This window comes from Aeromicrobium sp. S22 (assembly GCF_009661045.1).
In the GTDB taxonomy this organism is placed as follows: Bacteria; Actinomycetota; Actinomycetes; order Propionibacteriales; family Nocardioidaceae; genus Aeromicrobium; species Aeromicrobium yanjiei.
This window is the reverse complement of record NZ_WJWV01000001.1, coordinates 1,416,702-1,429,556: the sequence shown is the minus strand read 5'-3', so window position 1 is coordinate 1,429,556 and position 12,855 is coordinate 1,416,702. Positions and strand designations below refer to the sequence as shown.

15 protein-coding genes are annotated in these 12,855 nt (G+C 70.4%); 4 read left to right on the top strand and 11 right to left on the bottom strand.

Features of this window, described 5'->3' with window-relative positions; all coding sequences use genetic code 11:
* Positions 1-11 precede the first annotated feature (11 nt).
* Both GEV27_RS07035 and GEV27_RS07030 read right to left on the bottom strand, forming a co-directional pair.
* Positions 12-374, bottom strand: a complete 363-nt coding sequence (locus GEV27_RS07035) for a hypothetical protein (RefSeq protein WP_153653209.1) — start codon at positions 372-374, stop codon at positions 12-14.
* A 19-nt stretch (positions 375-393) separates the two neighbouring features.
* Entirely contained in the window at positions 394-1,248 is an 855-nt protein-coding gene (locus GEV27_RS07030) for a GNAT family N-acetyltransferase (protein ID WP_153933759.1), read from the bottom strand.
* A gap of 161 nt (positions 1,249-1,409) precedes the next feature.
* On the opposite strand from GEV27_RS07030, the gene GEV27_RS07025 reads away from it, so the two are divergent.
* A complete protein-coding gene (locus tag GEV27_RS07025; protein ID WP_153933758.1) occupies positions 1,410-1,922 on the top strand; it encodes a hypothetical protein in 513 nt (170 codons plus the stop codon).
* Between the two features lie 27 nt (positions 1,923-1,949).
* Here the strand turns inward: GEV27_RS07025 and ispG are convergent, their stop codons facing one another.
* Genes ispG through GEV27_RS07000 form a run of 5 tightly spaced genes read right to left on the bottom strand, consistent with a single transcriptional unit; the run spans position 1,950 to position 7,355 of the window.
* Positions 1,950-3,095 (bottom strand): flavodoxin-dependent (E)-4-hydroxy-3-methylbut-2-enyl-diphosphate synthase, encoded by a 1,146-nt coding sequence (ispG, locus tag GEV27_RS07020; RefSeq protein ID WP_153653212.1) that lies wholly within the window; start codon positions 3,093-3,095, stop codon positions 1,950-1,952.
* Positions 3,092-4,390 (bottom strand): RIP metalloprotease, encoded by a 1,299-nt coding sequence (locus GEV27_RS07015; protein ID WP_153933757.1) that lies wholly within the window; start codon positions 4,388-4,390, stop codon positions 3,092-3,094. The genes ispG and GEV27_RS07015 overlap by 4 nt, the downstream gene beginning before the upstream one ends.
* Positions 4,387-5,589, bottom strand: coding sequence for a 1-deoxy-D-xylulose-5-phosphate reductoisomerase (gene dxr / locus GEV27_RS07010; protein ID WP_153933756.1), 1,203 nt, complete (start codon positions 5,587-5,589; stop codon positions 4,387-4,389). The genes GEV27_RS07015 and dxr overlap by 4 nt, the downstream gene beginning before the upstream one ends.
* A 33-nt stretch (positions 5,590-5,622) precedes the next feature.
* A complete protein-coding gene (locus GEV27_RS07005) occupies positions 5,623-6,444 on the bottom strand; it encodes an ABC transporter permease (protein ID WP_153910515.1) in 822 nt (273 codons plus the stop codon).
* Complete coding sequence (locus tag GEV27_RS07000; protein WP_153910512.1) at positions 6,441-7,355, bottom strand: ABC transporter ATP-binding protein; 915 nt, start codon at positions 7,353-7,355, stop codon at positions 6,441-6,443. The genes GEV27_RS07005 and GEV27_RS07000 overlap by 4 nt, the downstream gene beginning before the upstream one ends.
* Positions 7,356-7,483: 128 nt before the next feature.
* On the opposite strand from GEV27_RS07000, the gene GEV27_RS06995 reads away from it, so the two are divergent.
* Genes GEV27_RS06995 through GEV27_RS06985 form a run of 3 tightly spaced genes read left to right on the top strand, consistent with a single transcriptional unit; the run spans position 7,484 to position 10,326 of the window.
* Positions 7,484-8,638, top strand: a complete 1,155-nt coding sequence (locus GEV27_RS06995) for a histidine kinase (protein ID WP_309222085.1) — start codon at positions 7,484-7,486, stop codon at positions 8,636-8,638.
* Entirely contained in the window at positions 8,635-9,288 is a 654-nt protein-coding gene (locus GEV27_RS06990; protein ID WP_153910510.1) for a response regulator transcription factor, read from the top strand. Before GEV27_RS06995 ends, GEV27_RS06990 begins: the two co-directional genes overlap by 4 nt.
* A 51-nt stretch (positions 9,289-9,339) precedes the next feature.
* Positions 9,340-10,326 carry an SDR family NAD(P)-dependent oxidoreductase gene (locus GEV27_RS06985; RefSeq protein WP_153933755.1) on the top strand — a complete coding sequence of 329 codons (987 nt, stop codon included), beginning with the start codon at positions 9,340-9,342 and terminating at the stop codon, positions 10,324-10,326.
* A gap of 5 nt (positions 10,327-10,331) precedes the next feature.
* On the opposite strand, the gene GEV27_RS06980 is transcribed toward GEV27_RS06985, so the two are convergent.
* Genes GEV27_RS06980 through GEV27_RS06965 form a run of 4 tightly spaced genes read right to left on the bottom strand, consistent with a single transcriptional unit; the run spans position 10,332 to position 12,798 of the window.
* The gene (locus GEV27_RS06980; protein WP_153653220.1) at positions 10,332-10,706 is read right to left on the bottom strand and encodes a histone-like nucleoid-structuring protein Lsr2; all 375 of its coding nucleotides are present in this window, start codon (positions 10,704-10,706) and stop codon (positions 10,332-10,334) included.
* 58 nt (positions 10,707-10,764) lie between these two features.
* Positions 10,765-11,061, bottom strand: coding sequence for a transcriptional regulator (locus GEV27_RS06975; protein ID WP_153933754.1), 297 nt, complete (start codon positions 11,059-11,061; stop codon positions 10,765-10,767).
* The gene (locus tag GEV27_RS06970; protein WP_153933753.1) at positions 11,058-11,540 is read right to left on the bottom strand and encodes a hypothetical protein; all 483 of its coding nucleotides are present in this window, start codon (positions 11,538-11,540) and stop codon (positions 11,058-11,060) included. The genes GEV27_RS06975 and GEV27_RS06970 overlap by 4 nt, the downstream gene beginning before the upstream one ends.
* Positions 11,541-11,589: 49 nt before the next feature.
* Positions 11,590-12,798, bottom strand: a complete 1,209-nt coding sequence (locus GEV27_RS06965) for a saccharopine dehydrogenase family protein (RefSeq protein ID WP_153910504.1) — start codon at positions 12,796-12,798, stop codon at positions 11,590-11,592.
* Positions 12,799-12,855: the final 57 nt, after the last annotated feature.

The window sequence follows — 12,855 nt, the reverse complement described above, 5'->3', positions numbered from 1 at the left end:
AGCCTATCGTTCTAGGACCTCGCGGCCTTCAGCGCGATGCGGATCATCGGGGCCTGCAGCGGCAACCGCGCGATCGTGCCGATCGTGAACCAGGTCGGCGTCCTCTTGCTGCGCACGGCGTCCAGGGTCATCTGGACGTTCGCGGGGAACACCGCCGCGAGCAGGCCCACCGCGCCCAGCCCGCCAAGGCGGCGCGTGCCCGGGTTGAGCATCATCGCGCCGAGCGCGATCTCCGCGGCGCCCGAGGCCAGCACGAGCTGCTTCTTGGCCGGCAGCGGCTTCGGCACGATGCGCTCGAACGGCCGGGGCCTGACGAAGTGCAGGATCCCGATGCCGACGAATGCGCCGGCCATGACCTCGATGTCGCGTCTCATGCGCGCAGCGTAGCCGTCGTCAGAGCAGGATCGAGGCGAACGTGGTGGTCTGCTCGAAGCCCGCCCGCTCGTACGCCCGTCGGGCCGGCGTGTTGTGGTCGTTGACGTACAGCGTCACGACCGGCGCGATGGTGCGGCGGACCTGGTTGACGACCGCGGAGATCGCGGGTCCGGCGATGCCGCGGCCCCGCAGGTCGGGGTGGACGTAGACACCCTGGAGCTGGCATGCGTACGGGGTCGCGGCCCCGACCTCGGTCTTGAAGATGACCTGGCCGTCCTCGATGATCGCGAACGACCAGCCCTGCGAGATCAGCTGGGCGACCCGAGCCCGGTAGCCGCTGCGGCTGCTCGCCTCGGGGTCGACGCCGACCTCCTCGGTGAACATCGCGACGCACGCGGGATAGACCGTGTCGAACTCGTCCATGACGACCGGGCGCACCCGCGGATCGGGACGCAGCCGGCTGTCGCGGTCGATGACCATGAACGGCTGGTCCAGGCGGGGCGAGCGGGCCGGGCCCCAGCGCGGCTCGAGCAGCTCCCACAGGGGCAGGACGGCCGATCGCAGGCCCACGACGGACGAAGGGCGGATGTTGTCGGCGAGGACCCGCTCGGCGAACGCCTCGATCGCGCGCGGTGTCGCCTCGACCGGGACGAGGTTGGTGCCCGCGTGGCAGGCCGAGACGAGCACGTCGTCCTCGAAGTAGCCCCAGATCTGGCCGCCGAGCCAGCGGGTCTGCAGCCCGGTCGCGTCGACGCGGTTGCGGACGAACAGATTGGCCAGTCGGTCGCGGTCCAGCAGCGCTCGCAGCTCCGGCAGGTCGTCGGGCGTCAGAGCGCGAACCTGTGTCGTCGTCCTCAGCACTGCGCCTCCCATGGTGGTGGAACCAGCCTACGACGAGCGCCGGTCCCCAGCACGACCGGCGCCTCGTCATGCCGGACGAATCCCGCGTCCACCGGTAGGGTCCCCTCAAGCAGCACGCCAGGACGCACGACGAGCGGGGAGCCATGAGGGGCAAGCGGCACACAGGATGGTGCGTGACGACTGCGCTGACGCTCCTGCTGCTCGGGGGTTGTGGCGGCTCGGACGAGCCGTCGGCGGCGTCGAGGTCCGCCGAGCCCACCTCGGCCGCGGCCGATCCCGACGGGCTCACCCCCGAGCAGCGCGAGGTGGTGGACGCGGTGGAGGCGTACACCGACGCGGTCGTCGGTCGGGGCGCCCAGCCGCTCGGGCCCGTCATCAAGGACCTGGTGACGAAGGAGGTCTACGACTTCATCGTGCCGGCCGAAACGAAGGCCCTCGAGGGTGCGGGGCTCCAGTACGTCGGGCAGGTCACGCTCAAGCCGTCGAGCGTCACGATCACGGGCGACAAGGCCCTCGTGAAGGGGTGCCAGGACAGCTCCGAGGCCTTCATGGTCACGAAGGGCCGGACCGCGCCGGACGCCGACGCGAAGCCGTTGCCGTCGACGAGGATCTCCTTCGGCCTGGTGCGCAGGGACGGGCGATGGATCGTCTCCGATCCTGAGGCCGCGCACGCGAAGGCGTGCTGACGCGGTCGAGGAGGGAACCTCTGGTCGTCAGCTGATGCTGACGGCCGGAGAGCCGCCCTCGACCGGCTCCATGCCCTCGGCGAGGCGCATGGCCTCCTCGATCAGCGTCTCGACGATCTTGGACTCCGGGACGGTCTTGATGACCTCGCCCTTGACGAAGATCTGGCCCTTGCCGTTGCCGCTCGCGACCCCCAGGTCGGCCTCGCGTGCCTCGCCGGGACCGTTCACGACGCATCCCATGACCGCGACGCGCAGCGGCACCTCGAGGCCCTCGAGCCCCGCGGTCACCTGCTCGGCGAGCGTGTAGACGTCCACCTGGGCGCGCCCGCACGAGGGGCACGACACGATCTCGAGCTTGCGCTCGCGCAGGTTGAGCGACTGCAGGATCTGGATGCCGACCTTGACCTCCTCGACGGGAGGGGCAGAGAGGGAGACGCGGATCGTGTCGCCGATGCCCTTGCCCAGCAGGTAACCGAACGCCGTGGCGCTCTTGATCGTGCCCTGGAACGCCGGCCCGGCCTCGGTCACGCCAAGGTGCAGGGGCCAGTCGCCGCGCTCGGCGAGCATCTCGTACGCCTGCGCCATGATGACCGGGTCGTTGTGCTTCACCGAGATCTTGAAGTCGTGGAAGTCGTGCTCCTCGAACAGGGACGCCTCCCAGACCGCGGACTCGACGAGCGCCTCCGGGGTGGCGCGGCCGTACTTGTCGAAGATGCGCTTGTCGAGCGAGCCCGCGTTGACGCCGATGCGGATCGACACGCCGGCGTCCTTGGCCGCCCGGGCGATCGCCCCGACCTGGTCGTCGAACTTGCGGATGTTGCCAGGGTTGACGCGCACCGCGGCACAGCCGGCGTCGATCGCGGCGAACACGTACTTGGGCTGGAAGTGGATGTCGGCGATGACCGGGATGTTGGAGTGCCGGGCGATCTCGGGCAGTGCATCGGCGTCGTCCTGGCTGGGGCACGCGACCCGGACGATGTCGCAGCCGGCGGCCGTGAGCTCGGCGATCTGCTGCAGCGTCGTGTTGACGTCCGACGTCAGGGTCGTGGTCATCGACTGCACCGAGACGGGGGCGTCTCCGCCGACGTCGACGCTGCCGACCTTGATCTTGCGCGAGCGGCGCCGCGGCGCGAGGACGGGCGGCGGCATCGCGGGAAGGCCGAGATCTGTCATGACAGGCTCACAGGGTTGACGATGTCGGCGTAGATCAGGATCACGCTCATCAGCATAAGGAGGGCACCCACGCCGTACGCGACGGGCAGCATCTTGGCCACGTCGACGAAGCCCGGATCGGGACGTCCTCGCAGCCTCGCGATGCCCCGGCGGATCGCCTCCCACAGCGCGCCGGCGATGTGACCGCCGTCCAGCGGCAGCAGCGGGATGAAGTTGAACATCGCGAGGAACAGGTTGAGCCCGGCGAGCAGGACCAGGACGCGCTGGGCCCGCTCGGACCACGTCGGGTCGTCGATCGTGAACGACTCCCCCGCGACCCGGCTCGCACCGACCACGCTGATCGGCCCCTCGGCGTCCCGCTCGGCACCGAATGCGGCCTTGGTGACGTCGACCATGCGCGACGGCAGGTGCCAGATCGCCTTGGCCGTGCCCACGACGTAGTCGCCCATGACGTCCACGACGTAGCCCGGACCCTTGCGGTCCATCTGCTCGGTCGGCGAGACACCGAGGAAGCCGACCTCGACGGTCTTGGTCGGGTCGTCGAGATCCGCACGTGCCAGCACCGAGGTGCTCACCGTCGCCGACATGTCGCGTCCGTCGCGCTCCCAGTCGATCGTCGCGCGGTCCGCGCCGTTGCTGCGGATGAGCCTGGACAACGTCTCCCACGAGTCGACACGAGTGCCGTTGAACGCGGTGATCGTGTCACCCGGCTGCAGGCCGGCCTTGCTGGCGGGGGTCTCGGGATCGGACGGCTTGCACGTGCGCCCGGCCTCGGTGTCGCTGATCGCGCAGTCCGACACCGTCTGCACCGTCGTGGTGGGCGTCAGCGCGCCGAAGCCCATGAAGACGACCGCGAACAGGATCACCGCGATGATGATGTTGACGATGGGCCCGCCGGACATCACGATGAGCTTCTGCCACCACGGCTTGCGGTAGAAGAGCCGGTCGAGGTCCTTGTCCTCGACGTGCTCGTACTCCGCCTCACGGGCGTCGGAGATGAGCTGGGTGAACATGCCGGTGTTGGTCTTGCGGACCTCGTGCGGGTCCTCGCCCTTGGCGGGCGGCAGCATGCCGACCAGCTTGACGTAGCCGCCGAGCGGGATCGACTTGATGCCGAACTCGGTCTCGCCTCGCTTGGTCGACCAGACCGTGTTGCCGAAGCCCACGAAGAACTGGGTGACCTTGATGCCGAACTTCTTGGCCGGGTACATGTGCCCGAGCTCGTGCAGCGCGATCGACAGCACGACGCCGAGCACGAACACCACCACGCCGAGGGTGTAGATCAGGGCGTTCATCGTTTCTCCACGAGGTTCGTGGCCCGCTCGCGAGCCCATGTGTCGGCCCCGAGCACGCCGTCGAGGGTCATCTCCTGGTGGGCGACGTCCGGGTCCGTGAGGTGCTCATCGAGGACTGCGCCCACTGTGTCCACTATGCCGAGGAAGTCCAAGTGCCCGTGGACGAATGCGTCGACGCAGACCTCGTTGGCGGCGTTGAAGACCGCAGGCCCCGTACGCCCGAACGTCCCGGCGCGGCGGGCGAGACCCACGGCCGGGAAGGCCTCCTCGTCGAGCGGGAAGAACTCCCACGTCGCGGGCCGCGACCAGTCGCACCCTGCTGCGGCGTCGGGGACCCGCTCGGGCCAGGCCAGGCCGAGGGCGATCGGCAGCTTCATGTCCGGTGGGGACGCCTGCACCATCGTCGCGCCGTCGACGAACTCGACCATCGAGTGCACGATCGACGGCGGGTGGACCACGACCTCGATCCGGTCGAAGCCGAGGCCGAACAACAGGTGGGCCTCGATGACCTCGAGCCCCTTGTTGACCAGGGTCGCGGAGTTGATCGTGATCACCGGGCCCATGTCCCACGTGGGGTGAGCCATCGCCTGCTCGGGCGTGACGTCCGCGAGCTCTCGGCGCGTACGCCCGCGGAACGGCCCGCCGCTCGCGGTGACGATCAGCTTGCGGACGTCCTCGGGCCGTTCGCCCCGCATCGCCTGCGCGAGGGCCGAGTGCTCGGAGTCCACCGGCACGAGCTGGCCGGGCGCCGCGGCGCGCGTCACGAGCTCGCCGCCGATGATGAGCGACTCCTTGTTGGCCAGGGCCAGGGTCACGCCGGTCTCGAGCGCCGCCAGGGTCGGCAGCAGGCCCACCGCCCCGGTCATGCCGTTGAGCACGACGTCGCACGGCGTGCGGGCGACGTCGCACGCGGCGTCGGGGCCCACGATCAGGCGCGGGATGCGGTGGTCGCCGTGGGCGTACCCGCGCCGCTGCGCCTCGGCATAGAGAGCGAGCTGCACGTCCTCGGCCGCGCTGCCTCGCGCGACCGCGACGAGCGGCACGTCGAAGGCGATGGCCTGCTCGGCCAGGAGCCGCGGATTGGCGCCACCGGCGGCCAGCGCGACCACCTCGAACCGGTCGGGATTGGCGGCGATGACCTCGAGGGCCTGGGTACCGATCGAGCCGGTCGAGCCGAGGATGGCGACACGCTTGCGCATGTCGCCATCCTCCCGCACCTCGCGGCCGGCGGCCTACTTGACCTCGGTCGTGAGCACCCGGCGCAGGCCGATCGCCCCCGGGATGCCGATCCACAGCAGGAGCGTGACCGCGAACTGGGCGTACTGCAGGACCCCGACGTCGACCGGGTCGCCGGCGAAGTCCTCGCCCGAGATCAGCGGGTTGGCCGCGTAGTTGAAGTCGACCCACGGGATGAGGTCCTTGGCCCAGTCGAAGGCGAAGAACAGTGGCGGGTAGACCATGAACGGCAGCAGCAGCGCGAAGATGTAGAACACCACGATCGTGCCGGGCGAGCTCAGGAACACCATCGACAGCGCGAACGCCATCAGGAAGTACGCGAGCTGCAGCACAACGGTCCACGCGATGTTGCTGGCGTCGAGGTTCCACATGACGTCGTAGCCGCCGATGGCCGCACCGACCACGTTGGCGATCGCACCCAGGACCAGGGCCAGCACGATCGTGCCGACCGCGAGCACCAGGACGCTGACCAGCTTGGCGCCGATGACCCGACCGCGACGCGGCTCGAGCGTGAAGAGGGACAGGTGGCTGCGCTGACCCCACTCGCTGGTGACCGTCACGATCGCGAAGACCGGGAGCAGGATCGACAGCGGGATCGTCAGGACCGACGAGAAGTCGCTGGCGGTGAGACTCGTACCCTCGTCGAGGGCGACGACCAGCAGGGTGATGCCGACGGTCAGGGCCAGCAGGATGCCGGTCGAGAGCATCAGCCAGAAGCCGGACCTGGTGTCGAACATCTTGCGGATCTCGACCCGGACCAGGCGCCCGAACGGGATCTCCGGCCGCGTCGTGTCAATGGTGGCGACTGCGCTGCTCATGACTGGACTCCTTCGGGGGTGATGACATCGCGCTGCGTGTCACCGGTGAGCTCGAGGAACATCTCTTCCAGACCGGCGCCTTCGGCCCTGCGCAGCTCCACGAGAGCGACGCCCCCAGCGGCAGCGGCCTTGCCCACCAGCTCCGCCGGGGCCTCGGTGCGCAACCCGCCGTCCCCGGATGGCTTGGACTCGATCCCGGCCGTCGTCAGCGCGTTCGCGAGACCGGACATGTCGCCGGCCTTCACGAAGGTGCCGGCGCTCTTGAGCAGCTCGTCCTTGGTGCCCTGGGCCACGATCTTGCCGTGCCCGATGACGATGATCTCGTCGGCGATGATCTCGATCTCGTGCAACAGGTGCGACGAGAGCAGCACCGTGCCGCCGCGGTTGGCGTACTCACGCAGGAGAGCGCGCATCCAGTGGATGCCCGCCGGGTCGAGCCCGTTCGCCGGCTCGTCCAGGATCAGGATCTTGGGATCCCCGAGCAGGGCGTTCGCGATGCCGAGACGCTGGCGCATGCCGAGCGAGTAGTTGCGCACGCGGCGCTTGGACTCGTCCTTGGTGAGGCTCACCAGGTCGAGCATCTCGTCGACACGTGACGTCGGCAGGCCCATCGTGAGCGCACTCAGGGTGAGGATCTCGCGGCCCGTGCGGCCTGCGTGCTGCGCGGAGGCGTCGAGCAGGACGCCGACCTGCGTGCCGGGGTTGGGGATGTCGTGGTAGTCCACGCCGTCGACTGTCGCTGTGCCGGAGGTGGCCCGGGTCAGGCCCGCGATGATACGCATGGTCGTGGACTTGCCGGCACCGTTGGGGCCGAGGAAACCGGTCACGGCGCCGGGGCGGCACGTGAACGACACATCGTCGACGGCACGGTAGCCGCCATAGGTCTTGGTGAGTCGGTCGACTGTGATCATGGCCCCTACTCTGGCCCATGCCGGACCGCGAGTCATCCACCTCCGGGCCTGTTCGGCGCGCCGAAAGTATGAGACAGGGCAGACCTCCAGCCGTGTCGACCACGCCCGCGCGGCCCTAGCCTTGGGATGTGCCCCCCACGACGTGCCAGCCCGAGCTCGGACTGTGGAGCCGCGCGTGGCGGATCGCGGCCGTCCTCACGCTGTCCGCGGCTGCGTGGGGCGAGGTGGCGGTGTGGCAGTGGGACCACCACCAGTGGTGGTTCTGGTCCGACCTGGGGCTCGGTGTCCTGGCCCTCGCTCTGCTGCGGTGGCGCCGGGCGTACCCCGTGCCGGTCGCGGTGGCTACCAACGTCGTGTCGATGGTCTCGTTCGCGGCAGCCGGACCGGCCACGTGGGCGCTCGCCTCGATGGCGACCCGACGTCGGTGGCGGGAGATCATCCCGGTCGCCGCGCTCGCGCTCGCGGCCGGGCTGACCGTCGAGGCACTCAACCCGGGCAAGGACGAGCCGTTCGCGATCACGATCCCCCTCGTCGTGCTGGTGATCGCCGTGACGGTCGGCTGGGGCATGTACATCGGCTCGCGCCGCGAGCTGCTGGCCACGCTGCGCGAGAGGGCCGAGACCACCGAGGCCGAGCAGGCCGCCCGCGTCGCCCAGGCGCGGACGGCCGAGCGGGCCCGGATCGCCCGCGAGATGCACGACGTGCTCGCCCACCGCATCTCGCTGGTGACGATGCACGCGGGCGCGCTGGTGTACCGCCAGGACCTGTCGGCGGCCGACATGCGCTCGACGGCCGGGATCATCCAGGACAACGCGCACGAGGCGATGATCGAGCTGCGCGAGGTGCTCGGCATCCTGCGCGACGGCCCCGGCGACGCGGACCCCGAGCTGCCGCAGCCCGCTGCCTCCGACGTCCCCGCGCTCATCGACGAGGCACGGTCGTCGGGCATGCGCATCGACCACGTCAGCTCGATCGACCTCTCGACCGTGCCGGAGTCGCTCGGCCGCACGGTCTACCGGGTCGTGCAGGAGGCCCTCACCAACGCCCGCAAGCACGCTCCCGACACGCTGGTCACGGTCACGTTCGGGGGCGGTCCCGCCGAGGGACTGCGCGTCGTGATCCGCAACCCGTTGCCCTTCGGCCCGCGGGCGGTTGCCCCGCACTCGGGCCTGGGCCTGGTCGGCCTCGCCGAACGTACCGCGCTGGCCGGAGGGACGCTGACGCACCGGATCACGCCCGAGCGGCAGTTCGTCCTCACGGCCTGGCTACCGTGGCCCGCATGACCGTCCGCGTGCTCCTCGCCGACGACGACGCCCTGGTGCGCGCGGGGCTCGCGCTGATCCTCGGCGGCTCGTCCGAGATCACGGTCGTCGGAGAGGCGACCAACGGGCGCGCGGCTGTCGAGGCCGTGCGTGCTGGTGGGGTCGACGTCGTCCTGATGGACATCCGGATGCCGGTGATGGACGGGATCGCCGCGACCTCCGCGATCCTGGCCCTGCCCGAGCCCCCGAAGGTCATCGTGCTGACTACTTTCGACGCCGACGAGTACGTCGTCCGTGCTCTCGCAGCGGGCGCCAACGGCTTCCTGCTGAAGGACACCCCGCCCGCCGACATCGTGGATGCGATCTCGCGCGTCGTGGCCGGAGAGCCGATGCTCTCCCCCACGATCACCGAGCAGCTCATCCGTCAGGTCACCGATGCCGCCCCGGACGGCCGGGCGGACGAGGCCCAGCGGCGGATCCGCTGCCTCACGGATCGGGAGCGCGAGGTGGCCGTCGCGATCGGGCGCGGCTCGTCCAACGCCGAGATCGCGCTGGCGCTGCACATGAGCGTCGCGACCGTGAAGGCGCACATCTCCCACATCTTCACCAAGCTGGGCGCGACCAACCGGGTGCAGGTCGCGATCGCGATGCACGAGGCCGGACTGCTCTGAGCCGACCGGTTTCGTCCGGCGGGGTCACGGGCGTCGTCCTACCGTGTGGGCATGCCCTCCGCGCTGACCTCCGTCCTCGACACCGCCCTCGACAAGTCCGTGCTGCTCGGGTACTCCTCGATCGGTCCGGCGCTGCGGCGCCGCTGGTGGCCGGGCGACCCCGACCCGCGGGCCCTCGTCGGGCGGCACGTGGTGGTCACCGGGGCGAGCAGCGGTCTGGGCCGGGCGGCCGCGGCCGGCATCGCCCGCCTCGGCGCGACCGTGCACCTGGTCGGCCGGGACGCCGAGCGGCTCGAGTCCTCCGCGGCCGAGATACGCCGTGACGTGCCGGACGCGGACCTGCTCGGCGAGGTGTGCGACGTCAGCGATCTCGACGACGTGCGGGCGTACGCCGCGGGTCTGCGCCAGCAGGTGCCTGCGCTCCATGCGATCGTCCACGACGCCGGGGTCATGCCCCCGCGGCGCACCGAGAGCGCGCAGGGGCACGAGGCGGCGCTCGCGACCCACGTGATCGGACCGCTGAGGCTCACCGAGGAGCTGCGCACCAGTCTCGCCGCGGCCGAGTCGCCGCGGGTCGTGATCGTGTCGTCCGGCGGCATGTACTCCGCGCCGCTGGACGACACGATCGGCGACGACATCGAGTACGAGCGCGGCGACTACGAGGCCGTCCGGGCGTACGCGCGCACCAAGCGGATCCAGGTGACGATGGCCGAGCTGATGGCCCGGCGGTACGCGGCGGACGGCATCACGGTGCACAGCATGCACCCCGGCTGGGCCGCGACCCCCGGAGTGACCGACTCGCTGCCGCGGTTCGCGAAGGTCGCCGGGCCGATCCTGCGCAGCCCCGAGCAGGGCGCCGACACGATCGTCTGGCTGACCGCCTCACCCGAGGCGACGGCCTCGTCCGGGCTGTTCTGGTCGGACCGGCGCCCGCGCCCGAGGTACTTCCTGCCGCGCCACGCCGACGACCCGTCGGTGCGCCGCGCCGTCTGGGCGTACGTGTGCGGTGCGGCCGGCATCGACCACCTGCCCGCCTGACGCCGTCAGCGCGAGGAGTGGGCCTCGTTGAACGCCTCGATGACCTTGGACGGGGCCCGGCGGTTCTCGCTGACCTCGTGACCGTTGGCCTTGGCCCACTCGCGCAGGTCGTGGATCGTGAACCCGTCGCGGATGCTCACCCCGGCTCCGCCGCGGCGGCGACGCGAGGGCGGTGAGGTGTCCTTGACCTCCTCCGCGCCGTCGAGCAGCTTCGACAAGAAGGTGTCGACCGCCTTCTTGGACTCCGACGACAGGTAGAGGTCGTAGACGCGGCCGTTGAGCAGGTATCGCTCCGGCGGCGTGTCCTCGGGCAGCTCCTTGCCGTCGTAGTCGTCGATCACGGTCACGATGGGGTCCGGGACGATCTTGCGCTTGGGCATGCTGTCTCCTTCGGCTGGACGCCGTCAGGATAGCGAGAATCCCCCACTTGCGGGTGTTTCAGCCTGTCTCGTCGGTGGCGTCGATGACGGCGCGCAAGGCCGCGACGTGCGCGGCGAACGCCTTGCGTCCTGCCGAGGTCAGCGCGAGCCATGTCGTGCGGCGCCCGTCCAGGGCACCCTTGCGCGCCACCACGTACCCCGCGTCGACGAGAGCCGAGACGTGCTTGGACAGCACCGAGTCGCTGACGTCCAGCCGCTCGCGCACGGTCGCGAACTGGGCGTCGTCGACCACCGAGAGCATCGCGCAGAGCCGGAGCCGCGCGGGCGCGTGGATGAGCGGGTCGAGATCGCTCAAGCGCCGTGCTCCGCCCGGTAGACGCGCATCCAGCGACGGCTGACCAGCACGAACACCACGAGCTCGACGGGCGCCAGGACGATCCCCAGCCACCACCAGCCGGCTGCCACCGCGGCGAACGCGACGACGAAGCCAAGCAGGCACTGGACGCCGGCTCCCGCGATGGACAGCGGCAGCGTGCGGCCGGCCCGCAGGCCGGACACCCAGGCGCCGTTGGCGCCCCGGAACCGGCGGACCGACCAGCCCAAGGCGACCAGCGCCACGACGAGCAGGACGATGCCCGCCGCGATCCGCCACGCGGGCCCCTCGCCCAGCACGAGGCCGACCGCCGCGACGTTGAGGCCGGCGGCCGTCCCCGCCGTCAGGTCGTACCCCGGCGGCACGACCAGTGCGCCGGCGACCTCGCGGCGTACTTGCTCGATCGAGGCGAGCTCCTCGGCGGGGGTGGGACGCAAGTCGTCGCGTCCGGAACTTTCCATAGTGGAAAGCTACTCCGCACTTTCCAACATGGCAAGTAGCCTCGTCGGCTCAGCCCAGCTCCTGCTGACCCCACGGCGAGCCGTAGCCGTCGCGCAGCAGCTCGAGGAACGGAACGGCGTCAAAGGCCTCGGGGCCGAGGACCCCCGCACCGGACCACGTGCCATTCGCGAGCAGCTCGAGAGCGACGACGGGGTTGACTGCGGTCTGCCACACGACGCACTGGTGGCCGTACTCCTGCATGGACCAGTCGTTGTCGACCACGTGGTAGAGGTACGTCGAGCGCGGCAGCCCGGCCTTGTCCTTGCCGGTGACCCAGAGCCCCGCGCACGTCTTGCCGTGCATCCGGTCGCCGAGCTCCGCGGGATTGGGCAGGCATGCGGCGACGACGTCCCTGGGCGCCACCTCGACGCCGCCCACGGAGACCTTCTTGGTGGAGTCGAGCCCCAGCATGTGCAGGGTCTTCAGCACCTCGATGAACTCATTGCCGAGGCCGTACTTGAACGTCGCCCGCTTCGTGTCGATCCATCGAGGCATCAGGAGCACCTCCTCGTGCTCGACGTTGACGCACTCGACGGGGCCGATGCCCTCGGGGAAGTCGAAGACCTCGGGCTCGCTGAACGGAGGCGTCGTGAACCACTCGCCGTCCTGCCAGACGACCGGCGGGTTCAGGCACTCCTCGATCGTGGTCCAGATCGAGAACGAGGGTGCGAAGTCGTAGCCGTCGACCGTCAGGTTGGCACCGTCGCGCGTGCCGAGCTCGTCGATCTCGCTGAACAGGTGATCCGCGGCGTAGCGGGCGAAGACGTCGGAGAGACCCGGCTCGACCCCGATGCCGACCAGCGCGAGGCGTCCTGCCGACTCCCACTGCCCGGCGACCGCGAACTGCTCGTCGCCGAGCTTGACGCCGGTGAGCGCGTGCGGCTGGTCAGGGTGCGGCTTCGACAGGCTCATCGCCATGTCGAGGTAGTCGGCCCCCGCGGCGTACGCGCCCTCGAAGATCGGCATCACGAAGCGCGGGTCGACCGCGTTCATGACGTGCGTGGCGCCGCAGTCCCGGACGAGCGCCTCGACCGACGCGGCGTCGGACGCGTCGACCTGCGCCGCGCTGAAGCGCTCGTCGTCGAGGGCTGCGACCGCGCGATCGGCGCTCTCGCGGGAGTAGTCCGCGACCAGCACCGACTCGAAGAAGTCGCGACGGGCCGCGATCGCACAGAACGCTGAGCCGACGCCGCCGGCGCCGACGAGGAGGATCTTCATGACGTCATCCAACCCCAGGACATCCACGCGTGGCAACGGAATCCGAAGTAAACAATG